Origin of the sequence: Hypericibacter adhaerens (assembly GCF_008728835.1) — a bacterium.
GTDB classification, from domain to species: Bacteria; Pseudomonadota; Alphaproteobacteria; order Dongiales; family Dongiaceae; genus Hypericibacter; species Hypericibacter adhaerens.
Genome location: NZ_CP042582.1, coordinates 215,477 through 241,199, shown reverse-complemented (window position 1 = coordinate 241,199; position 25,723 = coordinate 215,477). Strand labels below are relative to the sequence as shown.

Annotated in this window: 19 protein-coding genes and 1 tRNA gene; 13 read left to right on the top strand and 7 right to left on the bottom strand. The window is 67.1% G+C overall.

The window, feature by feature from the left end; genetic code table 11:
• Positions 1–194: 194 nt before the first annotated feature.
• Entirely contained in the window at positions 195–3,062 is a 2,868-nt protein-coding gene (locus tag FRZ61_RS01060) for a class I SAM-dependent DNA methyltransferase (RefSeq protein WP_151114544.1), read from the top strand.
• A gap of 242 nt (positions 3,063–3,304) precedes the next feature.
• Here the strand turns inward: FRZ61_RS01060 and FRZ61_RS26290 are convergent, their stop codons facing one another.
• From FRZ61_RS26290 to FRZ61_RS01045, 4 genes are all read right to left on the bottom strand, one after another.
• Positions 3,305–3,508, bottom strand: coding sequence for a hypothetical protein (locus FRZ61_RS26290; RefSeq protein ID WP_191909236.1), 204 nt, complete (start codon positions 3,506–3,508; stop codon positions 3,305–3,307).
• The gene (locus FRZ61_RS01055) at positions 3,505–5,064 is read right to left on the bottom strand and encodes an anti-phage dCTP deaminase (RefSeq protein ID WP_151114543.1); all 1,560 of its coding nucleotides are present in this window, start codon (positions 5,062–5,064) and stop codon (positions 3,505–3,507) included. Before FRZ61_RS01055 ends, FRZ61_RS26290 begins: the two co-directional genes overlap by 4 nt.
• A gap of 210 nt (positions 5,065–5,274) precedes the next feature.
• Positions 5,275–5,350 (bottom strand) — tRNA-Ala (locus FRZ61_RS01050).
• A gap of 236 nt (positions 5,351–5,586) precedes the next feature.
• Positions 5,587–5,937 carry a TIGR02300 family protein gene (locus FRZ61_RS01045; RefSeq protein WP_151114542.1) on the bottom strand — a complete coding sequence of 117 codons (351 nt, stop codon included), beginning with the start codon at positions 5,935–5,937 and terminating at the stop codon, positions 5,587–5,589.
• A gap of 300 nt (positions 5,938–6,237) precedes the next feature.
• On the opposite strand from FRZ61_RS01045, the gene aroA reads away from it, so the two are divergent.
• The 12 genes from aroA to FRZ61_RS00985 all read left to right on the top strand — a co-directional run bounded on the left by aroA (position 6,238) and on the right by FRZ61_RS00985 (position 18,607).
• A complete protein-coding gene (gene aroA / locus FRZ61_RS01040; protein WP_225309044.1) occupies positions 6,238–7,560 on the top strand; it encodes a 3-phosphoshikimate 1-carboxyvinyltransferase in 1,323 nt (440 codons plus the stop codon).
• Positions 7,561–7,690: 130 nt separating this feature from the next.
• On the top strand, positions 7,691–8,353 hold the full coding sequence (gene cmk / locus FRZ61_RS01035) for a (d)CMP kinase (protein WP_151114540.1): 663 nt from the start codon (positions 7,691–7,693) through the stop codon (positions 8,351–8,353).
• Between the two features lie 162 nt (positions 8,354–8,515).
• Positions 8,516–10,249, top strand: a complete 1,734-nt coding sequence (gene rpsA, locus FRZ61_RS01030) for a 30S ribosomal protein S1 (RefSeq protein WP_151114539.1) — start codon at positions 8,516–8,518, stop codon at positions 10,247–10,249.
• A 408-nt stretch (positions 10,250–10,657) separates the two neighbouring features.
• The gene (ihfB, locus tag FRZ61_RS01025; RefSeq protein WP_151114538.1) at positions 10,658–10,945 is read left to right on the top strand and encodes an integration host factor subunit beta; all 288 of its coding nucleotides are present in this window, start codon (positions 10,658–10,660) and stop codon (positions 10,943–10,945) included.
• 127 nt (positions 10,946–11,072) lie between these two features.
• The gene (locus FRZ61_RS01020; protein ID WP_191909235.1) at positions 11,073–11,426 is read left to right on the top strand and encodes a lipopolysaccharide assembly protein LapA domain-containing protein; all 354 of its coding nucleotides are present in this window, start codon (positions 11,073–11,075) and stop codon (positions 11,424–11,426) included.
• 166 nt (positions 11,427–11,592) lie between these two features.
• Positions 11,593–12,330: an orotidine-5'-phosphate decarboxylase gene (gene pyrF / locus FRZ61_RS01015; protein WP_151114536.1), complete on the top strand. Its 738-nt coding sequence runs from the start codon at positions 11,593–11,595 to the stop codon at positions 12,328–12,330.
• The gene (locus FRZ61_RS01010; RefSeq protein WP_151114535.1) at positions 12,327–13,151 is read left to right on the top strand and encodes a hypothetical protein; all 825 of its coding nucleotides are present in this window, start codon (positions 12,327–12,329) and stop codon (positions 13,149–13,151) included. Before pyrF ends, FRZ61_RS01010 begins: the two co-directional genes overlap by 4 nt.
• Positions 13,152–13,182: 31 nt before the next feature.
• Positions 13,183–13,830, top strand: coding sequence for a phosphoribosylanthranilate isomerase (locus tag FRZ61_RS01005; protein ID WP_151114534.1), 648 nt, complete (start codon positions 13,183–13,185; stop codon positions 13,828–13,830).
• A gap of 295 nt (positions 13,831–14,125) precedes the next feature.
• The gene (trpB, locus tag FRZ61_RS01000; protein WP_151114533.1) at positions 14,126–15,334 is read left to right on the top strand and encodes a tryptophan synthase subunit beta; all 1,209 of its coding nucleotides are present in this window, start codon (positions 14,126–14,128) and stop codon (positions 15,332–15,334) included.
• A gap of 8 nt (positions 15,335–15,342) precedes the next feature.
• Entirely contained in the window at positions 15,343–16,215 is an 873-nt protein-coding gene (gene trpA, locus FRZ61_RS00995) for a tryptophan synthase subunit alpha (protein WP_151114532.1), read from the top strand.
• A gap of 28 nt (positions 16,216–16,243) precedes the next feature.
• Entirely contained in the window at positions 16,244–17,131 is an 888-nt protein-coding gene (gene accD, locus FRZ61_RS00990; RefSeq protein ID WP_151114531.1) for an acetyl-CoA carboxylase, carboxyltransferase subunit beta, read from the top strand.
• Positions 17,132–17,299: 168 nt separating this feature from the next.
• Entirely contained in the window at positions 17,300–18,607 is a 1,308-nt protein-coding gene (locus tag FRZ61_RS00985; protein WP_151114530.1) for a bifunctional folylpolyglutamate synthase/dihydrofolate synthase, read from the top strand.
• Positions 18,608–18,697: 90 nt separating this feature from the next.
• Here the strand turns inward: FRZ61_RS00985 and trxA are convergent, their stop codons facing one another.
• The 3 genes from trxA to addB all read right to left on the bottom strand — a co-directional run bounded on the left by trxA (position 18,698) and on the right by addB (position 25,699).
• A complete protein-coding gene (trxA, locus tag FRZ61_RS00980) occupies positions 18,698–19,018 on the bottom strand; it encodes a thioredoxin TrxA (RefSeq protein WP_151114529.1) in 321 nt (106 codons plus the stop codon).
• 118 nt (positions 19,019–19,136) lie between these two features.
• A complete protein-coding gene (gene addA / locus FRZ61_RS00975) occupies positions 19,137–22,649 on the bottom strand; it encodes a double-strand break repair helicase AddA (protein WP_151114528.1) in 3,513 nt (1,170 codons plus the stop codon).
• A complete protein-coding gene (gene addB / locus FRZ61_RS00970) occupies positions 22,646–25,699 on the bottom strand; it encodes a double-strand break repair protein AddB (RefSeq protein WP_151114527.1) in 3,054 nt (1,017 codons plus the stop codon). Before addB ends, addA begins: the two co-directional genes overlap by 4 nt.
• Between the last annotated feature and the right edge of the window lie 24 nt (positions 25,700–25,723).

Genomic DNA, 25,723 nt, shown 5'->3' with positions numbered 1-25,723 from the left:
CCTCGAAAGCCCGCCGGATCAAGGCGTTGAGGAGAAACCTCTAAAATAACCAAGTTGCTGGCTGCGTATTATCCGACCTGCGCTGATTGCTGTCAGCGGAGATGCAGGGGGCTGGCGGGTTGCCGGACCTGCTACAGCATGGCTAGCCTTGGGATGGGTAGGTAAGCCGAGTCGGGCACCGGCCGCGGGGGACCATGACGCCGGAAGCCTTTATCGCCAAATGGAAGGCGTCATCGCTCAAGGAGTCGGCGGGCGCTCAGGAGCATTTCATCGACCTCTGCCGTCTGCTGGGCGAACCCACACCAGCAGAGGCCGACCCTTCCGGCGAAAGCTACGCCTTCGAGGCCGGCGCCACCAAGACGACCGGCAAGGAAGGCTGGGCCGACGTCTGGAAACGCGGCTGCTTCGCCTGGGAATACAAGGGCAAGGGCCGCGACCTGCAGCAGGCCTACGCCCAGCTCCAGCAATATGCCGTGGCGCTCGAGAATCCGCCGCTCCTCGTGGTCTCGGACATGGCGCGCATCCTGGTCCACACCAACTGGACCAACACGATCAAGCAGACCACCGAGATCAAGCTCGAGGACCTGCGCAATGCCAGGTTCCGCGAGGTCCTCAAGTCGGTCTTCTCCGACCCCGAGCGCCTGAAGCCGAGCAAGACACGGCAGTCCGTCACCGAGGACGCGGCCCGGGAGTTCGCCGATCTCGCCCGGCGCCTGCGCGAGCAGGGCCACGAGCCGCAGCGCGTGGCTCATTTCGTCAACCGCCTCGTCTTCTGCATGTTCGCCGAGGACGAGGGGCTGCTGCCGAAGGAGATGTTCTCGCGCATGCTGGCCCATGCAAAGGAGGACCCGGCAGAGTTCCGAACCCTCGCCCACGACCTTTTCGCCGCCATGCGCCAGGGCGGGCGTGTCGGCTTCGAGAAGGTGGCCTGGTTCAATGGCGGGCTGTTCGACGACGACGAGGCGCTGCCGCTCGATCGGCCCGCGATCGACATGTGCCTGCGCGCGGCCGGGCTCGACTGGTCGGAGATCGATCCCTCGATCTTCGGCACGCTCTTCGAGCGCGGTCTCGACCCCGACAAGCGCAGCCAGCTCGGCGCCCATTACACCGACCGCGACAAGATCATGATGATCGTCGAGCCGGTGGTGGTGCGCCCGCTGGCGCGCGAATGGGAGGCGGTGCGCGAGAAGCTGCGGGCGGTGCTCGGCAAGGAAACCAAGGGCAAAGGCCCCGGCACCAGGGCCCGCAACGACGCGGAGAAGCTGCGCCTGCAATTCCTCGAACGCCTGCGGGCTTTTCGCGTGCTCGACCCCGCCTGCGGCTCCGGCAACTTCCTCTATCTGGCGCTCCATGCGCTCAAGGACCTGGAGCATCGCGTCAACATCGAGTGCGAGGCGCTGGGCCTGCCGCGCCAGTTTCCCGCGGTCGGGCCCGAGGCGGTCCACGGGATCGAGATCAACCCCTATGCCGCGGAGCTGGCCCGCGCCACGGTCTGGATCGGCGAGCTGCAATGGATGCGGCGCAACGGCTTCGCCGTCTCAGGCGAGCCGATCCTGCGCCCGCTCGACACCATCGAATGTCGCGACGCGGTGCTGAATCCGGATGGCAGCGAGGCCGCATGGCCCAAGGCCGATGCCATTATCGGCAATCCGCCGTTTCTGGGGGACAGGTTGCACCTCAGAACACTGGGTGATGAATATGTCTCACGGCTACGCGCCGCTTACCTTGGGCGAGTACCGGCCCGCGCAGATTTTGTCGTTTACTGGTTCGAAAAAGCTCGTCAGATGCTGGAGGAAAGGCAGATCATGAGATTCGGTCTTGTAGGCACTAAGAGCATCGCGAAGGGCGCAAGTCGCGAACCATTGATCAAAATCGTCCAATCCAAAGTCTGCCAGATATTTGAGGCATGGACAAACGAGCCGTGGGTTGTCGAGGGAGCGGCGGTCAGAGTGGCAATCGTGTGCGCTTCCAACGACGTTGCCGACTGGCAAGGCGCACGTTGGCTTAATGGCAAGAAAGTGAATGCAATTGGTGCCGATCTGGCTGCTCCCATCGGCACGACGGGAGTGTCTTTGGTCAACGCACTTCGACTTGCTGAAAATAGTGAAGTGGCGTTTCAAGGGGTAAAGCTTACCGGCTCGTTCGATCTAACCGGGGATGAGGCCCGGAAGATGCTCGAAGAACCGCTTAACCCAAATAGTAGACCCAACTCTGATGTCGTGCGGCGGCTATGGGACATTAATGATGTCTTGGGTCGTCCATCCGATCGCTGGGTGATCGATTTTGGTGTCGATATGCCAAAGGCAAGAGCGCAACTCTACGAACAGCCCTTCCGAAGGATAGAATCGATTATCCCGGAGCAGCGAAAGAAAGTTCGAGAGCAGCGTGTTAGAGACAACTATTGGCTCTTTCAAAGACCGCGAGGCAAGCTCAGGAAAGCCATTGCTCATCTGCGACGGTTTATCGTCACGCCAGAGAGTTCCGAACATCGGATATTCGTCTGGGCTGACCCAAGCATAGTGATCGTTGGCAGCACTTACGCGATCGCACGCGAAGACGATGTTTCATTTGGGATACTGCATTCGCGGTTGCATGAGATTTGGGCAACCGCACAGGGAAACCGTTTGGGAGCCGGCAACCAACGAAGGTACAACATCACCGTAACCTTCGAGACCTTCCCCTTCCCCGACGGCCTCACACCGAACATCCCCGCCGCGCGCCACGCCAACGATCCGCGCGCGATCGCCATCGCCGAGGCCGCGGCCGAGCTCGACCGGCTGCGGCAGGCCTGGCTCAACCCGCCCGACCTCGTGGAGCGCGTGCCGGAGGTGGTGCCGGGCTTCTCCGACCGGATCCTGCCGAAGGACGCCAAGGCGGCCGCGATTCTCAAGAAGCGGACTCTGACCAACCTCTATAACGAGCGCCCGGCCTGGCTAGCCCAGGCCCATGCGGCGCTCGATGCCGCCGTGGCCGCCGCCTATGGCTGGCCCGCCGATATTGGCGAGGAGGAGGCCCTGGAGCGGCTCTTCGCCCTCAACCAGGCCCGCGCCGGGGCGGCTTAGGAAAGCTTCCGGTCCAACGTTTTCCTTCTAAGAAAAGTTTTGGCCCAGAAACTTTCCTTAGCTCGCGCCAAAGAAGATTTCTTTCCTTGGCCAGTTGGACGCACGACCCAGTCCGTCCGTTATCTCCCCGAACGCCCAGGCGCGCTGCTCTGAAAAAAGGCCCAGCGGGGTGCCGGCGAGCCCTGGAAACTAGCGGAGCAACGGGATCATCTTGATCCCGCGATGAATCCAAGCCCGAAAATCTAATCCAGGAAACCGGCCTTCCTTAAATGACCAATCAGCACATTCCGGACGGTCTGTTGACGCACACTTTTTAAGTCAACGACCTGGTCGCTCCCTACCACTTCTTTTCGGTTTGGGGTCACTGAGGTATCTGGCTTTTGCACCGGAGACAACGTCAGAGACAATTGCGGATTGCCGTTCTTGTCTCTTTCCTTTCGGCTCATGATTTGTCCCCTCCCTTGGTAGAAGCCGCCGCCTCCATTGCCTCGAGATTATTCACTACGATTTTTTCTAATGTTGCCGAGCCGTCGAGCATCGGCTGGCAGATTGGGTCAGCGGTCTTGGGGGAACGGATCAGTAATTTGCCTTGAGATTTTCTGCTCCGCCCATGCTTAAAAAATCTGACGATGTTTTTCGGAGCAACGCCTTCATACTGAAGAAAGACAACGCATCTTCCTTCATCGGTTTCTCGAACTGAAATTGCGTCTTTGTGCAATTCAGTTGCCAAGCTCTTTGGGTATGGCTCGATATAGATCACTCGTCTTATTCCGGCGGCGACGATATGCCGAGCGCAGCTGTGACATGGAAATGTCGTGCAATACAGTGTTGAACCTTTAATGCCCGCTTTATTCCCTCGTGCGACGGAGATGATCGCTTCCATCTCCGCATGGACTGCGCGTGAATACTCGATCAAGTTGCGGATATCGGTTCTTGCGAGGGCCTCACGAGCCTTTTCGTATGAAACTTTTTTATCCAATAGCTTTGTATCGATTAGCTCTCGCACGATGTGTTGATATAGATTTTCCTTCCGCTGGTCGTTGTGACAAATCTTGCCGCCCCACTTGAAGCATCGATTATCCAATTCACCGTCTTCCGCCCGGTATAGTCCGCCATCAAACTTGGGAACGTCGTTCGCCCCGACCCCAATCAACTCCCCGCTTGAAGAGTAGATTGCGGCACCGACTTGACGCGAAAGGCACGCAGAGCTTGCAGCCGAGGAGACTGCCGTATACATCGCTGCTTCATCGAGTGTTGGGGTGTCGACGCCCAAGTTGAACAAGATGTCAAAAAATCGGCGCAGAGCGCGTTTAAGTCTCTCGTCATTTGGTGCATCGTTTCTTACAAAAAAATCCGCTTCATAGATCGTATCGCGAACCTTTTGGCCAGCGTCGAAGCCTTCGTCCTCATCTCTCTCCATGAGACCCGGAAGCTCCGCCCTTGGAATGCCGCTTCCTACAAGACGGTCTTCGCGAATCTCTTTTGGAGCAAAGACGCCAACGAGCCAAAACATATCCCCATACACATCCCGCAAAAGGCGCACTTCCGCTGGATTCTTTAGTGAGTCGATTATGTGAACGAATCGCTGGGGCAGCGGAACCGTCGGGTCTTCTTTGTTCTTGTACCCTCTATCCAAGCGGATGGTCGCAATCTTCTCGACGGCCTTTTCAGCGAGATACTTGGGTCCGAACTTCGTACGAAGCTCATTGCCAAGCGTCTGCAGGCGTTCGATGCGTTCCCGACCCTTCAGCTCACTGTTGTAGGTCTGCCCAATGAGCGGACAGGCTTCCGCGATGAGGGCTGACGCTTTGCACATGAAGGGGGTGTAACCAAAGTCATTCTCAAGAATCGTGGAGAGCGCTCTGGCGGTGTACGTCACACCAGAGCCAATTGGGCCAACCACGCCGATGATCAACTCGGGGGTGCGCCTATTCTCAAGAGATAAGGCGTCGCTCGCGGCACCCACCTCCCTGAGCAGGGGCGCGGCAGAAGACATCGCCATCCGATTTTCCCCAGGTTGGCCGTCGACTCGAACTAAGTCTACTCAGCGCGACTCGGCGCCACCATGGCCTTGATTGATAATTTTTCGGCTCTTGGCGAATCCAAACTTAGGCGCTAGGGACTTCGGAGCGTTGTCACGGGGAAAGAGCATTCTTTTGAGAGTGTTAGTGAAGCAAAAGGCCCGGCGGGATGCCGCCGGGCCTTTCGAGAATGGTGGAGCCAAGCGGGATCGAACCGCTGACCTCTACAATGCCATTGTAGCGCTCTCCCAGCTGAGCTATGGCCCCGAAACTCGGGATCGGGCGGAACGAACCGGCGTTCCCGGGCGCCTCTGGAACGGCGCCGACCCGAACAATCGATCGCCGGCAGGGCCGGCCCATCGACGGCGGCAAACCCCACCGCCGAATGGCGGCAAACCTAGGTAGGCGACCTACCCGATTCAAGCGAAAAATCCGGCCTCGGACCTTCCGCCGCCCCGGGTGAGCGGGCCGGCATCCGACCCTCGCTTCTAGCGCCGATTCCTTTACGGCTCCTTGTCCTCGTCGGTCTTCTCGATCACGTCGGACACGTCATCGTCCTCGCCGAGCTCGGACGTGTCCTCGATCACATCCTCTTCTTCCTCTTCTCCCTCGGCGGCGATCTCCTCGAGCTCGGGATCGGCCGTCTCCTCGACGGGGACCGGCGCCGGACGCGGCGCCATGCGCTGGGTCGCCGCCTTGTCGGCGCCGCCGCGACCGCGCCGCGACTTGGCGATCGCTTCGGGATCGTAGATCGCGCCGCATTTCGGGCAGGCGATCGGGTTCTTGTGCAGATCGTAGAAATGGGCGCCACAGCTTTGGCAGGTGCGCTTGGTGCCCCAGGCCGCCTTGACCACGCGGAATGCTCCTTCGCTCAGGCCGGGCGCGGGGAGAACCGGCTCCCTCCGGGACGACGGGCCCCGCGCCTCAAAACGGCGCTGCCATTGCCATGTCGGCAAGGCCCTGTCAAACGTCAATTCCAATCGGCGGCGGACCGCCCCCAACCCCCCTTCACTTCCAAGCACTTGCCCGCCCTCGGGCAGGCCGGTCGCCAGGGCCCGGGACGATATGCTAGAGAACCGCCCCGGCATCGGACCCGCCCGGAAGGGCCGGCGGGTTCGGCCGCCAGTCGAGAGCGAAGGGAGCATCGGCCACCCGTGACGCGGCTCATTTCCGCACCCAGCGCCAGCCTCAAGGGCTCGGCGCGCGTGCCCGGCGACAAATCGATCTCGCACCGGTCGCTGATGATCGGCGCGCTCGCCCTGGGGGAGACCCGAATCGAGGGACTGCTCGAAGGCGAGGATGTGCTGCGCACCGCGGCCGCGATGCGCGCGCTCGGCGCCAGCGTGGAGCAGCAGGGCGCGGGACGCTGGCGCGTGGCCGGGCGCGGCATCGGCGGCCTCGCCGAGCCCGCCGACATCCTCGACATGGGCAATGCGGGAACGGGCGCACGCCTGTTGATGGGCCTCCTCGCCACCCATCCGCTGACGGCCTTCTTCACCGGCGACGCCTCGCTGCGCAAGCGGCCGATGGAGCGGGTGGCGCTGCCCTTGCGCCAGATGGGCGCCCAGATCCATGCCCGCAGCGGCGGCCGCCTGCCGCTGGCGCTCATCGGCGCGAAGGAGCCGATGCCGATCAGCTACAGGCTGCCGGTGGCCTCGGCGCAGATCAAATCGGCCGTGCTGCTGGCGGGATTGAACGCGCCCGGCGCCACCACCGTGATCGAGCCCGAGCCGACGCGCGACCATACCGAGCTCATGCTGCGTTATTTCGGCGTCGATGTCCGCGTGGCGCAGACGCCGCAAGGCCGCGCCGCCACCGTCATCGGCCAGCCCGAGATCGAGGGCCGCGAGATCCGCGTGCCGGCCGATCCTTCCTCCGCGGCCTTTCCGATGGTCGCGGCGCTGATCCGGCCCGGCTCCGACATCCGGCTCGAGAATGTCGGCATCAACCCGCACCGCATCGGCCTGATCGAGACCCTGATCGAGATGGGCGCGGATATCGCGCTCGAGAATCGCCGCGAGCAGGCGGGCGAGCCGATCGCCGATCTGCGCGTGCGCGCCGGCTCGCTCAAGGGCGTGACCGTGCCGGCCGCGCGCGCGCCCAGCATGATCGACGAATATCCGATCCTCAGCATGGCCGCCGCCTTCGCCGACGGGCCGACGCGCATGGAAGGCCTCGCCGAGCTGCGCGTGAAGGAAAGCGATCGCCTGGCGGCGATCGCGCGCGGGCTCGAGGCCTGCGGCGTCGAGATCGAGGCCGGCGAGGATCATCTGGTGGTGAACGGCAGCCGCACCGCGCCCAGGGGCGGCGCCGAGATCGAGGCCGAGCTCGATCACCGCATCGCCATGAGCTTCCTGGTGCTGGGCCTGGGCGCCTGCGAGCCCATCGCGATCGACGACGGCTCGCCCATCGACACCAGCTTCCCCGGCTTCGCCGCGCTCATGAACGGGCTGGGCGCGAAGATCCGCGGGGCGTGATGGTGCAGCGGCCTTTATCCTCTCCCCCCTTGAGGGGGAGGGTCAGGGAGGGGGAAAACTCGGTGTCGATACCGAGCAGCCCCCTCCCTCACCCTCCCCCGCAACGCGGGGGAGGGGATTTCAGAGTGCTATGACCCCCCGCCCCAGGATCATCGCCGTCGACGGCCCCGCCGCCTCCGGCAAGGGCACGCTCGCCCGCCGGCTCGCGCGGCATTTCGGGTTCGGCTATCTCGATACCGGCCTGCTCTACCGTGCCGTGGGCCTGCGGGTGCTGCGGGCGGGGAAGGACCTTGGCGACGAGGCGGCAGCCATCGCCGCGGCCGGAGCGGTGACGGCGGCCGAGCTGGCCGACCCGGAACTCCGCAGCGGACCCACCGGCAACGCGGCCTCGGCCGTGGCCAAGATCCCGGGCGTCCGCCAGGCCCTGTTCGACCTGCAGCGGCGTTTCGCCGCCCACCCCACCGACGACCGGGGCCGGCCCCTGCTCGGGGCCGTGATCGACGGGCGGGATATCGGCACCGTCATCTGCCCGGACGCCCCGGTGAAACTTTTCGTGAACGCGAGCCTCGAAACCCGCGCCAAACGGCGCCATAAGGAGTTGCTGGAGCGCGGAGAAGCCATTATATATGCGCGCGTTCTGGAGGACATCGAACGGCGCGACGAGCAGGATCGCAGCCGTTCGGTGGCGCCGATGGCCAAGGCGCCGGACGCTTTCGAGATCGACACGACCGGACTAGACGCAGACGGTGCCTTTGCCGCTGCGCTCGCTTTCATCGGGTCGCGCCTCGACTGATCCGTTCCTCGGGCAGAACGCAATCGTTGAACCCGCCGTAAGACGCCCGAGGCAAAGGCCGGCCCTTGTGTGCGTTTTGACGGCATAACCTCGTTCGTTGCCAAGACCGCCGGACACAACCGGCTGGCCGGGATAGCGAAAGACGAAAGGATACCGAAGACCATGGCTCGTACCGCCACCGCTGGCGAAACCCCGCAAAAGGAAAGCTTTGCCGCTCTGCTCGACGAATCGCTCGGGCGCGGCGCCGGCCTCGAGGGCTCCGTCCTCAAGGGCCGCGTCGTGGGCATCGAGAACGATGTCGCGCTGATCGATGTCGGCCTGAAGTCCGAAGGCCGCGTGCCGCTCAAGGAATTCACCACCGCGGGCGCGCGTCCCGAGCTCAAGGTCGGCGACGAGGTGGAAGTCTATCTCGAGCGCATGGAAGACAAGAACGGCGAGGCGATGCTGAGCCGCGAGAAGGCCCGCCGCGAGGAGGCCTGGCAGCTTCTCGAGAAGTCCTTCAAGGAGAACCAGCGCGTCACCGGCGTGATCTTTGGCCGGGTCAAGGGCGGCTTCACCGTCGATCTCTCGGGCGCCGTGGCGTTCCTGCCGGGCAGCCAGGTCGATATCCGTCCCGTGCGCGATGCGGGCCCGCTGATGGGTTCGCCGCAGCCCTTCCTGATCCTCAAGATGGACCGCTCGCGCGGCAACATCGTCGTGTCGCGTCGCGCCGTGCTCGAGGAGAGCCGCGCGGAGGCCCGCTCCGAGCTCGTCGCCAGCCTCAAGGAAGGCCAGGTGCTGCAGGGCGTGGTCAAGAACATCACCGACTACGGCGCCTTCGTCGATCTCGGCGGCGTGGACGGCCTCCTGCATGTGACCGACATCGCCTGGAAGCGCATCAACCATCCCTCCGAGGCGCTCCATATCGGCCAGACCGTGCAGGTCCAGGTCGTGCGCTTCAATCCCGAGACGCAGCGCATCTCGCTCGGCATGAAGCAGCTCGAGGCCGATCCCTGGGAGAACGTGCAGGCCAAATATCCGGTCGGCACCAAATTCAAGGGCCGCGTCTCGAACATCACCGACTATGGCGCGTTCGTGGAGCTCGAGCCCGGCATCGAAGGCCTGGTCCATGTCTCCGAGATGAGCTGGACCAAGAAGAACGTGCATCCGGGCAAGATCCTCTCGACCTCGCAGGAAGTCGAGGTGATGGTGCTCGACGTCGATCCGCAGAAGCGGCGCATCAGCCTCGGCCTCAAGCAGTGCCTCGAGAATCCGTGGTCGACCTTCCTCGACAAGTATCCGGTCGGCTCCGAGCTCGAGGGCGAGGTGAAGAACATCACCGAGTTCGGCCTGTTCGTCGGCCTGCCGGGCGACATCGACGGCATGGTCCATCTCTCCGATCTCGACTGGAACCAGCCGGGCGAAGAGGCGATCAAGGCCTACAAGAAGGGCGACATGGTGAAGGTGAAGCTCCTCGACGTCGACGTCGAGAAGGAGCGCATCTCGCTCGGCATCAAGCAGCTGGGCTCGGACAGCTTCGCCAGCGCCGCCGCCACCATCAACAAGGGCGACATCGTCACCTGCACCGTCACCGCGGTCCAGGAGAACGGCCTCGAGGTCGCGGTGGGCGACGGGCTCACGGCCTTCATCCGCAAGTCGGACCTGGCCCGCGAGCGCAGCGAGCAGCGCGCCGACCGCTTCGCCGTGGGCGAGAAGGTCGACGCCAAGGTCACGTCGGTCGATCTCAAGAGCCGCAAGATCTCGCTCTCGATCAAGGCGCGCGAGGTCGACGAGGACAAGCAGGCGCTGGCCGATTACGGCTCCTCGGACTCGGGCGCCTCGCTGGGCGACATCCTGGGTGCCGCCATCTCCAAGGCCCAGGCGGAGCGCAACAAAAAGGCCAAGAAGGACGAATAGGACCCGGAATTAAGCCTGGAACGGCTTGAACCAAAGGGTTTAAGCCGCCCGGGCCGGGGTTTCAGGGCCCGGATCCCGCCGAAAGGCCGGGATTCGGGCCCTTTTCATGTCCGAGAACGGCGAGAAACGGGCGTCGCGGGCTGCAACGGGGGAAAACCCCTGAAAATTGTACTGCGACAACCCTGATAGACCCTTCAGCCGCCCTTTATTCCCGGCTTCCCGTTGCCATCCCGGGCCGGCGACCTAATTTCTGGAAATCGACAAAAACTCGAAAAATGAAGACATCCAAGCGACTTAGCCTTGACGGGGATCGATTTGTTTTGGCACGCTCGATTTGTCCCCCCGCCCGCTGGCTAAATCCGCAGGCGGGGCCGGGCGTGAGGCCAATGCCAGGGGAAGCATAAGGCCATGACCAAGTCGGAATTGATCCTGAAGATCGGGCAGATGAACCCGCATCTTTATCACCGCGATGTCGAGCGCATCGTTGGTGCCATCTTTGAAGAGATTACGACCGCGTTGGCGCGCGGCGACCGTGTGGAATTGCGCGGCTTCGGGGCCTTCTCGATCAAGCAGCGCGAAGCCCGGGTCGGCCGCAATCCGCGGACCGGCGACACCGTGTCGGTGGCCCGCAAGGTCATCCCTTTCTTCAAGACCGGCAAGCAGTTGCGCGAACGGCTCAACGGCAAGACCGAGTGAGATCTCGCCGGCCTGCCGGGCGCGCCAAGGCCCGGCCGGCGCATCGTCGGGCCCTGATCTTGCCGCAAGGTTCCGGCATCATGGCCGGAACATGAGCGCGCAGACGTCACGGATCGGCAATAACACCGTGAAACGACTTTCATTTATCGTCACCCTGCCGGTCACGCTGGTGATCCTGGTCTTCGCTCTGTCGAACCGGGGCCGTGTCGGGCTCATGCTGTGGCCGTTCGATGTCACGATCGATCTTCCGATCTATCTCGTGGTGCTGGGCAGCCTGCTGCTGGGCTTCCTGCTGGGTGGCCTGATCGCCTGGTTCGCCGGCGGGCGCCATCGCCGCCAGGCGCGCCGCCTGCATCAGGAAAGCCGGCGCCAGGCCGCCGAGCTCGCCGATCTGAAGAAGCGTCACAGCGCTGCCGCAGCGGCGCCCACAGGCAGCGCGCTCACGGTACCACCGCAGCGCCCGCCCCTGCCTTCGCCCTGATAGCGAGCTCCCCCTCCCCCTATCCCCTCCCGCAAGAGGAGGGGCGTGCTCGATACTCAGACTCGCTCGAAGCTTAAGGGCAGAGCGAAGCGGTCATTTGAACTTACGATCACATCGACTAAAAAGCGGGGCCCACGCGGGCAACGAGCCGTCACGAACGAGGAATATGATGTCGCAGGATCGTCTTCTGGTCGCGATCGATACCGCCGAGCTGGATGGCGCCGTGAGGCTGGCGCGCTCACTCGCGGGATCGGCAGGCGGCCTCAAGCTGGGGCTCGAGTTCTTCTCCGCGCAGGGACCGCAAGGCGTGGCCAAGGTCCTGGCCTCCGGCGCCAAGCTCTTTCTCGATCTCAAGTTCCACGACATCCCGAACACGGTCGCGGGCGCGATGCGCGCGGCGGCGGCGCTCGGCCCCTTCATGCTCAATGTCCATGCCTCGGGCGGACGCGCGATGATGGAAGCGGCGGTCGCCGCGGCGGCCGAGGGCGCTGCCAAGGCGCGCAAGCCCAAGCCGCTGGTGCTGGCCGTCACCGTGCTCACCAGCCTCGGCGACGAGGATCTCTCTTCCGTGGGCCAGCATGGCTCGACCGCCGATCAGGTGAAGCGCCTGGCCGTGCTGGCGCAGAAGTCGGGCGTGGATGGCGTGGTCTGCTCGGCGCGCGAGGTGGCGGCCTTGCGTAGCGAGTGCGGGCCCGACTTCAAGCTCGTGGTGCCGGGCATCCGCCCGACCTGGTCCGCGGTGCAGGACCAGAAGCGGATCATGGGGCCGGCGGACGCGATCCGGCAGGGTGCCGACTATCTCGTGGTCGGCCGGCCCATCACCGGCGCGCCCGATCCGCGCGCGGCGGCGCGTTCGATCGCGCAGGAAATCGCCAAGGGCGCGGACAAGGGAGCCGGTGCGTGAGCAATGGCCCCACCGGCAGGCTGGCAAACGGTCGAGGCGGGCCCGATCTGAGTCCGACGGCGCTCATTCGCGACAGCCTGGCCGGGCTTCGGCATACCGATCTCTTCCTGCAGATCGCGCTGCTGCCGGCGATCGGCATGTTCGTCTGCGAGCTGCTGCTGCTCTGGTCGGGATTGCAGGTCGAGATCGATCCCACGGGTGCCACGCCGCCCTCGCGCGACACCGTGCTGGCGCTGCTCCTCAGCTACCTGATCTATCTCGTCTTCACCACGCTCTTCTCCGTCAACTGGACGCGCAGCCTGCTTCTGGGTCCGGCCGCGGTGGCTGGCTTCGGATTCCACTGGGGCCTGCGCGAGACGCGCTATTTCCTGCGCGCCGCGGCGATCGCGCTCGTTCCGGCCATCGCCGCCATGTTCGTGGTCGTCCTGATCCTGGCGATCTTCGGCCAGTCCGCCCTCGCGGGAATCGCGGTGCTGATCCTCGCCGTGGTCTATCTCTTCGTCATGGTGCGGCTGACCCTGCTGCTGCCGGCGGCGGCCCTCGACGATCCTTTCACGCTCCAGGACGCGCTGGCGCTCAAGGGCCGGCTTGCGGCGCGCCTTCTCGCTGCCCAGATCCTGGTGTCGTTGCCCTATTTCCTGCTGCTGGTGCTGCTGGGCTATATCATCGACCATCTGGGCTTCTTCACAGCCGCCCCCTATGCCAGCCAGTTCCTGTTCCTGGTGCTGAACTTCGTCTTCTTCGCGGTCTCGACCGGCATCTTCGCCTTCGCCTTCCAGGCCATCGTCAGGAACCGGCCGCGCGGCCCGCTGACCGCCTGACGAAGGCCGCCCCGAGAGGAAACCGTTGCGCATGGCGATCGAGGTCAAGATTTGCGGCATCAACAGCCCGGCAGCGCTCTCGGCGGCGGTCGAAGGCGGGGCGGCGCTGGTGGGCTTCAATTTCTATCGCAAGAGCCCGCGCTTCGTGACACCCGAAGCGGCGGCGGCGCTGGCGCGAACCGTGCCTGCTTCGATCAAGCGCGTCGCCGTCATCGTCGATCTCGACAACGAGGCGATTGCGGCGCTGCTGGCGGCCGTGCCGCTCGACATGCTGCAGCTCCATGGCAAGGAAGACCCCACGCGCGCGGCCGCGATCCGCGCCCGCTTCCGCAAGCCGGTGATGAAGGCGATTTCGATCGCGCAGGCCAGCGATCTCGAGGCCGCGGACAAGTTCCTGCCGGTCGTGGACCGGCTGATGTTCGACGCCAAGCCGCCGCCTTCGATGAAGGACGCGCTGCCCGGCGGCAACGCGATCTCGTTCGACTGGACGCTCCTCGCCGGCCGCGACTGGCCCAAGCCCTGGATGCTGGCCGGCGGCCTCAACCCCGAGAACCTCGCTGAGGCCGTCCGCATCTCCGGCGCGCGGCGCGTCGACGCCGCCTCCGGCGTCGAGGACCGCCCCGGCGTGAAGAGCCCGGAAAAGATCAGGGCGCTGCTGGCGCTCGCGAAGACGCTCTAATCCCCTCCCCCCTTGAGGGGGAGGTTAGGGTGGGGGGTGATCGTAGAACGCAGCGCGGCAAGCATGTCGGGCCGCGTGAACGTGGCGGACATCGAGTATGTGACCACCCCCACCCCAGCCTCCCCCTCAAGGGGGAGGTGAAGAAAGGTGTAACACGCTGATCTGCTGAACCTTTTCGTGCCTTTAAACACCCCGCGCCCCGGCTTTGACCCCGGGGCTGGCTTGTGGTTCATTGCCGCGCTGTTGTCGATGTTGCGACAACATTCGACATACCCCCGAACCCCCAAGGACCGCCTTGAGCCTCAACACCTACCGCGCCGGCCCCGACGAGCATGGCCATTTCGGCATCTATGGCGGCCGCTTCGTCGCCGAGACCTTGATGCCGCTCATCCTGGCGCTGGAGAAGGCCTATGAGGCGGCCAAGCGCGACCCGAGCTTCGCGGCCGAGCTCGCCTATTATCTCGAGCATTATGTCGGCCGCCCGAGCCCGCTCTACTTCGCCGAGCGGCTAACGCGCCATTTCGGCGGCGCCAAGGTCTACTTCAAGCGCGACGAGCTCAACCACACGGGCGCCCACAAGATCAACAACTGCATGGGCCAGATCCTGCTGGCCAAGCGCATGGGCAAGACCCGCATCATCGCCGAGACGGGGGCCGGCCAGCATGGCGTGGCGACGGCGACGGTGGCGGCCCTCTTCAACCTGCCCTGCACCGTCTATATGGGCGAGACCGACATCGTGCGGCAGAAGCCCAACGTGTTCCGCATGCGCCTGCTCGGCGCCGAGGTGAAGCCGGTCAAGAGCGGCACCGCGACCTTGAAGGACGCGATGAACGACGCGCTGCGCGACTGGGTCGCCAATGTCGAGAACACCTTCTACATCATCGGCACGGTGGCGGGCCCGCATCCCTATCCGGCCATGGTGCGCGACTTCCAGTCGATCATCGGCAAGGAGGTGCGCGAGCAGATGCAGAAGGCCGAAGGCCGGCTCCCCGACACGCTCGTGGCCTGCATCGGCGGCGGCTCCAACGCGATGGGCCTGTTCCATCCCTTCCTCGACGATCCGAGCGTGAAGATGGTCGGCGTCGAGGCGGCGGGTCTCGGCATCGAGACCGGCAAGCATGCGGCCTCGCTCAATGGCGGCGAGCCCGGCGTGCTCCATGGCAACCGCACCTATCTGCTGCAGACCGAGGACGGGCAGATCATCGACGCCCATTCGATCTCGGCCGGGCTCGATTATCCGGGCATCGGTCCGGAACATGCCTGGCTCCACGATGCCGGCCGCGTGGACTATGTGTCCGCGACCGACCAGGAGGCGCTCGATGCCTTCCAGCTCTGCTCGCGCACCGAGGGCATCATCCCGGCGCTCGAGCCCAGCCATGCGCTGGCCCATGTGGCGCGCATCGCGCCCACGCTGCCCAAGGACCATCTGCTGGTGATGAACATGTGCGGGCGCGGCGACAAGGACATCTTCACCGTCGCCGATGCGCTGGGGGTGAAGCTGTGAGCGCCGCCGTGACCGCGAAGAGCGCGCCCGCGGCCGACCGCGGCGTCGATTCGGGCCGCATCCGCCGCCGCTTCGAGACGCTGAAGGCGCAGAATCGCGGCGGCCTCGTCACCTTCGTGACCGCGGGCGATCCCGATTACGAGACGGCGCTGGCGCTGATCAAGGGGCTGCCGGGGGCGGGCGCCGACCTGATCGAGATCGGCATGCCCTTCAGCGATCCGATGGCCGACGGGCCGGCCGTCCAGGCGAGTTCGCTCAGGGCGCTCAAGGCCGGCATGAGCCTGAAGAAGACGCTGGCGCTGGTGACGGCCTTCCGCGCGGCCGACAAGGACACGCCGCTAGTGCTGATGGGTTATTACAACCCGATCTATCGCTATGGCGTCGACCGTTTCCTCGCCGATGCCAAGACGGCCGGCGTCGACGGGCTGATCGTGGTCGATCTGCCGCCCGAGGAGGATCAGGAGCTCTGCCTGCCGGCCCTCAAAGCCGGCGTCAATTTCATCCGCCTCGCCACGCCGACGACCGACGACGAGCGCCTGCCGGCGGTGCTCGCGAACACCAGCGGCTTCGTCTATTACGTCTCGATCATGGGCATCACCGGCACGCGCTCGGCGACCGATGCCCAGATCGCGGGCGCGGTCGAGCGGCTAAAGCGGCATACCGACCTGCCGGTCGCGGTGGGCTTCGGCATCCGCACGCCGGAGCAGGCAGCGGCCGTCGCCGGCGTCGCCGATGCGGCCGTGGTCGGCTCCGCCATCGTCGACCGGATCGACGCGTCGCTCGACGGCCAGGGCAAGGCCAAGCCCACGCTGGTGAAGGACGTGCTGCATTTCGTGGCCGAGCTGTCGCAAGGCGTGCGCGGCGCTTCGCGCAAGCGCTGACGGCGGGCGGCCGCCCAAGAGGTCATCGATGAGCTGGCTCACCAACTTCGTCCGTCCCAAGATCCAGGCCCTGGTCCGCAAGGCCGACGTGCCGGACAATCTCTGGGAGAAATGCCCGGCTTGCGGGCAGATGATCTTCCATCGCGACCTGGAGGCGAATCTCCGCGTCTGCACCCATTGCGGCCATCACCTGCGCCTACCCTGGCGCCGGCGGCTCGAGCTGCTGTTCGACGAGGGCCAGTTCGAGCGCATCGAGCTGCCGAAGGGCGAGGCCGATCCGCTCAAGTTCCGCGACCGCAAGCGCTATGCCGACCGGCTCAAGGAAACGCAGACCAAGACCGGCGAGCAGGATGCGATCGTGGTGGCGCACGGCGCGATGGGCGGCCTGCCGACCGTGATCGCCGTGTTCAATTTCGACTTCATGGCGGGCTCGATGGGCAAGGCCGTGGGCGATGGCCTCATCGCGGCGGCGCGGCTCGCCGTCGAGAAGCGGGCGCCGCTCATCGTCGTCCCGGCCTCGGGCGGGGCGCGCATGCAGGAAGGGATCATCTCGCTGATGCAGATGCCGCGCAGCATCATCGCCGTCGACGAGGTCAAGGAGGCGGGGCTGCCCTATATCGTGCTGCTGACCGATCCGACCACCGGCGGCGTCAGCGCCTCCTTCGCCATGCTGGGCGACATCCAGATCGCCGAGCCCGGCGCCGTCATCGGTTTCGCCGGCGCGCGCGTGATCGAGGAGACGATCCGCGAGAAGCTGCCCGAAGGCTTCCAGCGCGCCGAATATCTGCTCGACCATGGCATGGTCGACCTGGTGGCGCCGCGCATCGAGCTCCGCGACACGCTGATCCGCATCCTCAAGCTGCTGGGCCAGCGCCGCCTCTCGAACACGAGCCCGGTGCCCTACGGGGCGATCTGAGGCGGCGCGGGCGCGCATGGATCGACGCGGCATGAGCATGATTGTCCCCTCTCCCGCCTCCGGGAGAGGGTCAGGGAGAGGGCTGCTCGGTCTTGCAGCCAACATCGAGTTTTCCCCCTCCCTCACCCTCCCCCGCAAGGGGGGAGGGGATTACAGCTTGCGGCACCCATGACCGCGCCCCTCGGCAGCGACCTCGTCCTCGAGCGGCTGACGAAGCTGCATCCGAAGCTGATCGACCTGGTGCTGGACCGCGTGCAGCGGCTGCTCGCGCGCGTCGGTCATCCGGAGCGCAAGCTGCCGCCGGTCGTGCATGTGGCCGGCACCAACGGCAAGGGTTCGACCGTCGCTTATCTGCGCGCGATGATCGAGGCCGCGGGCTATCGCGTCCATGCCTACACCTCGCCGCATCTGGTGCGCTTCCATGAGCGCATCCGTCTGGCCGGCCGCTTGATCGAGGAATCCGAGCTCCTGGCGCTGCTCGAGGAATGCGAGCGCGCCAATGGCAGCGAACCCATCACCTTCTTCGAGATCACCACGGTCGCGGCCTTCCTGGCCTTCACGCGCCATCCGGCGGACATCGTCCTGCTGGAAGTCGGGCTCGGCGGCAGCTTCGATGCCACCAACGTGATCGAACGCCCGCTCGCCTGCTGCCTGACGCCGATCTCGATGGACCATATGCACTTTCTGGGACACAGCCTCGCCGAGATCGCGGCCAACAAGGCCGGCATCATGAAGCCCGGCCGCCCGGTCGCGATCGGCCCGCAGCCGGCGGAGGCGCGAGCGGTCTTCGACGCGCGCGGGAGCGCACTCGGCTGTCCGCTGCATCGCTTCGGCCAGGAATGGGACGCGGCGGCCGAGGACGGCAAGCTGCTGTTCCGCGACCGGCGCGGCGAGAGCCGCTGGCCGCCGCCGGCCCTGCCCGGCCTGCATCAGATCGAGAATGCGGGCCTGGCGCTCGCCACCCTGCCGCTGCTCGAAGGCTTCACGATCCCCGACGCGGCCATCGCCAAGGGCTTGCTCTCGGTCGAATGGCCCGCGCGGCTGCAGCGGCTGCGGCGCGGACCCGTGGTCGAAGCGTTGCCGGCCGGCTGGGAGGCCTGGCTCGATGGCGGTCATAACGAATCCGGCGGCCAGGCCCTGGGCGTCCATGCGGCGGGCTGGCGGCGCGAGCGCCCCGACCTGCCGATCCGTCTCGTGTTCGGCATGCTCTCGACCCACGATCCTGTGGGCTTCCTGCAACCGTTGCTGCCTTATGTGCAGGACGTGACCGCGGTCGCCGTGGGCGGCAACCATCAGGCGCTCGATGTCGGCGCCCTGGTCGAAGCCGCCAAGCGCGCCGGTGCGGCGACCGTGCGCCGGGCCGAGTCACCCGAGGCCGCCGCCCAGGCCATCGTCGCCGCCGACGCGCGTCCCGCCCGCCTTCTCATCTGCGGCTCGCTCTATCTCGCGGGCGAGGTGCTGGCGAAGAACGGGTGAGGCGGATGCGGCCCCACGCCGGAGAAAACAAAAGGCCGCCCTCCTTCTCGGGAGAGCGGCCTCGAAACCCGGCCGTCGGATCTGTGCCGGTCAGATGACCGATTCGACCCACTCGGCCAGCTTGTTCTTCGGCAGGGCGCCGATCTTGGTGGCGGCGACCTGGCCGTCCTTGAACAGCATCAGCGTCGGAATCCCGCGCACGCCGTATTTGCGCGGCGTCGCCGGATTCTCGTCGATGTTGATCTTCGCGATGGTGACGCGGCCGTTCATGCTGGTCGCGATCTCTTCCAGCGCCGGCGCGATCATCTTGCAGGGACCGCACCACTCGGCCCAGAAATCCACCAGCACGGGGCCCGGCGCCTTGAGGACGTCGCTGTCGAAGCTCGCGTCGGAAACCTTGGTTGTCGACATAAACACTCCCTAACGGGTTGGCCGGCCTGGGACTCGAAAGCTCCCCGGGGACTCGGCTCTCGGCGGAAAACTTAGGAACCGGCCGGGGGAGCGTCAAGCCGCGCCTTCCGCAGCCCGCTCATGGCAGATGCGCATCCAGGAGCGCCTCCGGTAACCTCATCAGCAACGGGGTTTCTGTCCAGAGCAGGTGGCAAGCGATTGGCCGGCCGGGGTAAATGCCGGCCAGCAGAGCGCGGTAGGCGGCCATCTGCCGCAGATAGGCGGCCGGCACCTCCTCGAGGCTCGCCGCCGGCGGCCGGTTGGTCTTGAAATCGACGATCCACACGCCGCTGTCATCGACGGCGAAGCGGTCGATCTGGCCGGCGATGGCGATGCGGGCTCCGCCGCGCCCGAGGATCTCGCCTGCGACCGGCTGCTCGGCGCGCGCCGCGGACGACCAGATCGGCGCCAGCTCCGGCCGTGCCAGGAGATCGAGCACGCGCGCCAGGATCTCGTCTCGCGCAGCATCGTCGAGGCCATAGAGCGAGCGCTTCAGGAGTTGCTGCGCCGCGCTCTTGCGCCGCGCAGCCGGAACCTCCGGCAGGCTCTGCAGCAACCGATGGATCAGCAGTCCGCGGCCGAAGCGCGTGGCCTTCGCCTCGCCCTGGCGCAGCGGCGACAGCAGGGCCGGCTCCGCGATCGCAGGCCGCGAGGGCGCCACCGGCCGCCAGGGCAGCGGCTCGGGCCTGGCAGGCCGCGCCAGCCAATCCGGCGCGGGCATCGCCGGCCGGCCGAGCGCCGCCGTCGCCCTCGCCTTGTCGGGTGCGGCGCTCTGGCCGCTCTCGAGCAGGCGCGCCTCTCCTTCCCAACCCTCGGGCTCGTCCTGCTGGGGCGGGAAGACGAAGGCAGCGCCGCGCTCGCCGAGGCTGGCCTCGAAATGCTTGTACCAGCTGACGAGCTCTTTGCTCTGGTTCTTCGATTTCCAGCCGCAGAGATAGAGCCGGTCGGCGGCCCGGGTGAGCGCGACATAGAGCAGGCGGCGATATTCGTCGGCCTGCTTCGCCTCGAGCCGCGCGCGGGCCTCGCCCGCCACATCCTCGTCGAACTCCTTGCGCCGTACCCAGAGCGGCAAGGCCTCCTCCGCCTCCCCGGTCCAGAGAATCCGTTCGGTCTGCTTCGGCACCTGCGCCGTATCCGGCAGGATCACGATCGGCGCCTCGAGGCCCTTGGCGCCATGGACCGTCATGATGCGGACCATGCCCGGGCCGCTCTCGCCGGCGCCCTCCTGATCCAGGTCGCGCTTGATCTCGATCGTGCCGGCCTCGAGCCAGGCGAGGAATCCCTGCAACGACGGCGGATGGCTGCGGCCGTAATCGAGCGCCAGGCGCAGGAATTCCTCGATCGGATCGGCCGCGTCGGGTCCGAGCCGCTGCAGGAAGCGCCGGCGGCCTTCGCGCGGCCCGAGCACCTCGGCATAGAGCTCATAGGGCGGAAGGTAGTCTGCGCGCGCCAGGAGATCGGCGAGGAAGGCATGCGCCGCCTGGAAATCGGCATGGCCGCCGGCGCGGTCGGCGAGCACGCGCCACAAGCTCTTGCCCTTGCGGTCATGCGCCAGATCGAACAGCGCCTCCTCGGAGAGGCCGAGGAGCGGGCTCTTCAGGATCACGGCCAGCGTCAGGTCGTCTTCCGGCATCAGCAGGAACTGGCCCAGCGCGATCAGGTCCATGACGGCGATATGTTCGCCGAGCCGCAGGCGGTCGACGCCGGCGACCGGCACCCGGCAGAGCTTGAGCGCGCGCACCAGCTCGTCGACGAAGGCGTTGCGGCGGCGCACCAGCACCAGGATGTCGCCGGGCCGCACCTTGCGCCCGCGCGAGGGCAGCGCCTCGCGATCGATCAACTGGGCGATGCGCTCGGCGACGCGTTCCGCCAGGCGCAGGCGCGGCAGGTCGATCTCGGTCGGCGCCACGGGGAGCGCCGCCTCCTCGATCTCCTCGCCCGGAATCTCGACGGCGAGCGGCCACAGCTCGACCCGTCCCGCCTGGCCGGGGCGCGCGGAGACATGCCGGATCGTCTCGTCGCCCGGCGGCGCCACGCCGGCAGCAGCAACCGGATCGGCGAACACCGTATCGACGGCCGCCAGCACCGTCGGCACCGAGCGGAAGGAGACATGCAGCGGCTCCTCCACCAGCTGCTCCCGGACCGCCGCGAGCTTGTCGCGGAAATATTCCCGCATGCGCTGGAAGCCTTCGGGATCGGCGCGCTGGAAGCTGTAGATCGACTGCTTGGCATCGCCGACCGCGAAGACGGTGCGCTTGCGGCTGTCGTCGCCGGCACCGGCACCCGTGAAGAACTCCTCGGCGATCGCCTGCACGATGTCCCACTGGTCGGGGCTCGTGTCCTGTGCCTCGTCGATCAGGATATGGTCGATGCCGCCGTCGAGCTTGTAGAGGACCCAGGGCGCCAGGCCCGGCCGCCGCAGCAGGTCGCGCGCGAGCGCGATCAGGTCCTCGTAATCGAGCGCCGCCATGGCCCGCTTGCGCTCGGCATAGGCGGCCAGCACGGCACGGCCCAGCGTCAGCAGCGCCTCGGTCGCGGTCGCGATCTCGGCCGCCTTGAGGCGGCGCAGGACCGGCAGCAGCCGTTCCTGCTCGGCCCTGAGCGCCGCCTCCGCGCCGGAAAAGGCCTTCTCGGCGCCCTTGCTGATCACGCTCTTCTTCGGCTCGCCCTTGCCGGTCAGGAAGCAACCCAGATAGCTCTCGAAGGCCGCGAGCCGTGCCGCCTCGTCGCCCGAGAGCCAGGCGGCGAGGTCCGGCGCGGACTTCTGGTCGTTCACCCCGCCTTGCGCCAAGGCCTGCGCCGCGCGCGTCAGCCCGGCGCGGTCGAAGGTGCCTTCCGCCACCGCCGCCCGACGGATCGTTGCCAGGGTCTCGTCGGGCTTGACGCCGAGACGCCGGCGCAACCGCTTGATCGCGGCCCCCAGCCCGCCCGTGCCGGTCACGACCGCGTCGAGCCGGCGGCGCTCCATCATGAGCTTCTGCATCAGCCCGTCGAACTCGGCCTCGCTGCCCACGCGCTCGGTGATGTCCGCCAGCGCGCGGGCCAGCGCCGCATCGCGGCCCGCCTTGGCCTCGGCCAGCACCTCCTCGCGCAGCTCGGTGCGCAAGGCCTCCGCATCGCGCTCCTCGATCACATGGAAATGCGGCGCGATCCCCGCCTCGACCGGGAAGCGGGCCAGCAGCGACTGGCAGAAGGCATGGATCGTCTCGATCCGCATGCCGCCCGGCGCGTCGAGCAGCGTGGCGAAGAGCTGGCGCGCCTTTTCCTGCAGCCCGGTGGTGGCGAGATTGGGTGTCAGGTCGTCGAGCGCCTTGCGCAGCGTCTTCACGTCGGCCGCCGCCCAGCCCGCGAGCGTCGCGTCGATACGGTTGCGCATCTCGGCCGCGGCCGCGCGCGTATAGGTCAGGCAGAGGATCTTGTTCGGCGGCACGCCGGCCAGCATCAGCCGCAGCAGCCGGTCGACCAGGAGCTTGGTCTTGCCGCTGCCCGCCGACGCGCTGACCCAGGCCGAATGCGACGGATCGGCCGCGCGGCGCTGCGCCGTGGTGGCGAGCGCCACCGGATCGAGGGCCTTCGTGTCGCCGCGGCTCATTCGCCTTCCCCCGCCACCGACCATTCGGCGATGCGCGCCAGATGCGCGTAATCGCTGAAGCGCGGCGCATATTCGGGATGAGGCTCGGACAGATAGGGTGTGGCCGGATCGGCGAAGGTCTGGATCAGGCGGCGCAACCGCTCGAGCGCCCTCACGGCCAGCGCCTCCGGTTCGGCCTCCTTGCCGCCGGCAAGCCCAATGATGCCGGCGGGATCGCCGCCCGACAGCCGCCAATAGGCCAAGCGCCGGATCCTGCGATCGCCCAGCGCGCCGAATCCTTCCTGGACCGCGATCGCGGCCTCCAGCGGCAGCTGCGGCGCGTAGCCGGCGACGACTTCCTTGGGTGTCGGGATGGCGCCCGTCTTGTAGTCGATGATGCCGAGCCCGCCGCCCTTGAGCCGGTCGATGCGATCGGCCTTGGCGGTGAGGGTGAAGGGATGGCCGTGGGCGTCGATCTCGATCTTGCCTTTGAGCTCGGCCAGCGACCGCTCGACCTCCGCCAGCTCCTCGCGGCGCTGCTCCAGGAACCAGGCGGCGATGCGCTCGAAGCGCGGCCACCAGAAGGCCCAGACCGACGGCCGGTCGAGCCAGGCGCCGAACGCGTCACGGCCATGCCCGAGCAATGTCGCCAGCGCGTTCTCCGGCAGCGGGCCGGGATGGGCCTTGATGAAGCTGTCGAGCGCGGCATGGATGATGGTGCCACGCTCGGCCGCTTCGGGTGCCGCATCGATCGGTTCCAGCCGCACGAGCTTCAGGATATGGCGCGCATAGATCGCGTAGGGATCGCGCATCCAGGTCTCGATCTGCGTGACCGAGAGCTGGGTGGGACGGACCGCGACGGGCGGCGTCGGCCGCGGGCGCACCACCGGCCGCGGCGGGCCGTCCGGGCTGTCCAGCGCCTCGGCCCATTCCATCCAGCCCGGCGCCTGCATCTGCTGGGGATCGAGCCCCCGCGCCTTCATCAGCGCATCGAGCCGCGTCAGCCAGCGCGAGGGCACGGTCGGCGTCCCGTCGATCTTGCGCGCGCGCGTCAGCACGACCCGTGCGGCACCGCAGGCCTGCTGGAAATCATGCGCGGACAGGCCGATGCGGCGCTCCGCGGGCGGCAGGCCGAAGGCCTCGCGCATCGGCCGGCTCATCCAGGGATCGGGCGCCGGCGTGGCGGGCCAGGTCATCTCGTTGAGCCCACCCAGGATCATGAGGTCGACTTGCTGCAGGCGCGCTTCGAGCGGCCCCCAGATGAAGAGGCGCGGATGGCGGCCGTAGCGGGGCCGCACCTGACGTGCCGCCATGAGGCTGTCGAGAAAGGCCGGATAGTCGGCGCCGGCGACGGCCTCGTGATCCCGGGCCGCCGCGAGCAGCTCGGTCAGGAAGGTCGCCGCCGCCTCCCCGGCATCGCCGGACCAGAGCCGGGCCGCACCGCTTTCCCGGTCGTCGGCGGCCAGGGCCTCGGCGAAGGCGATATGGGCCTCGATCAGATCGGCGAGCGGAACCGAGGGGCGCGCGGACAGATCGAAGAAGGGCCTCGCCTTGGCCGCCAATTCCTCCAGCCAGCCCGGCAGCGCGCGCATCTCGGCATGATCGTCGTCGATCGCGGCGACGGCGCGGCGCAAGCCGTCGAACCCCGGCGCCGGGCGGGGCCCGCGCAGCACGGCGCGCTCGAGCGCGCGCACGCGCTGGCGGAAGAGGCCGGGCGCCAGCCCGCCGGCCGCCAGCGGATGCTTCAGCAGCGCGAGCAGCGCCACCGGTGCCGCCGCGTCGAGCGGCAATTGCGCCGCCAGGCGGAGATAGGCGCCCGGCGCCGAATCGGTCAGCGGCGAGCCGGCCGAATCGTCGATCTCGATCGACCAGCGCTTGAGCTCGGCCGCGACGCGACGAGCGAGGCGCCGGTCGGGCGTCACCAGCGCCGCGCGCAAGGCGGGCTGCTCCGCCGCCTCGCGCAGCATCACGGCGATCGCCAGCGCCTCCTCGGCCTGCCCCGGGCAATCGAGCCGCCGCAAGCCGGGATCGAGATCGCCGCGCTCGCCCAGATCGTCGATGGCTTCCGCTGTCGCCGCCGCCTCCGGGTCATCGCCGTCGCCGGCGCGCCAGCGATGGGACAGCGTGGCCGGCACCAGCGCATGGGCGAGGAAGAACTGGCGCGCCGCGACGGCGGGGAGCGGCTCGCCCGCCGGCCAGGCGAGCACCTCGGCGGGCTTGATGCCCAGATGGCGCAGCAGCAACCCCAGCCCATGCTGCGGATGGCTGGGATCGGCCTCGACCTTCTGCCAGAAGAGATCGCTGCCGGTGAGCCACAGGCCCGGCAGCAGCACGCGGCCTTGCGGCAATTGCGCCACGGCGGCGATGAGATCGGCCGTGGCCGGGATCGAGCCGGTCGAGCCGGCGGCGATCACCGGGCCATCCGGCGGCGACCGGCGCCAGGCTTCCGCCTGGCGCTCGAGCAGACGGTTGCGCCGCTCGGCGGCACCCACGGCACCAGCCTGCTTCTCGATCTTCGGCCAGGCCTTGGTGACGATCTCGAGAAACTCGACCGTGAGCTGCCAGTGGCGCGCCAGCTCGCCCGGCACGATCTCGGACAAGCGCTCGAAGGAAAGGCGCTCGGTCGCGACCTGGTCGACCAGCCGCGCCAGCTCGCCGGCCAGAAGCGCCGCGCGGTCGGCCGACATCGGCTCCTTGCGCGCTTCGGCCGCGTGCGCCACGAGGCGCGCGAGCATGAGCTGGCGCATCAAGGGCGGCATGGCCGGCGGCAGGTCGAGGCCCGCACCCGGCGCCTCCGCCTCGGCGGCCAGCGCCAGCTCCTCCTCGTCGATATCGCCGAGCGGTGTCAGCTGCGGCAGCAGCAGCGGCCGGCCCTCGCGCAGCCGCAGGAAGGTCTCCTGCAGCGCGCGGCAGGCGCGGCGGGTCGGCAGCAGGATGCGATAGCGCCCGAGCGCCAGCGCGTCGTCCGCCGTCTCCTCGAGCAGCCGGCGCGCCAGCGCATCGAGAAACGGCACCCCCGCCGGAATCGAGAAGACCCGGCCGGCGACAGGAGTCGGACTTGTCGTTGCCACGACCTCCGTCCTTACTTCTCCTCC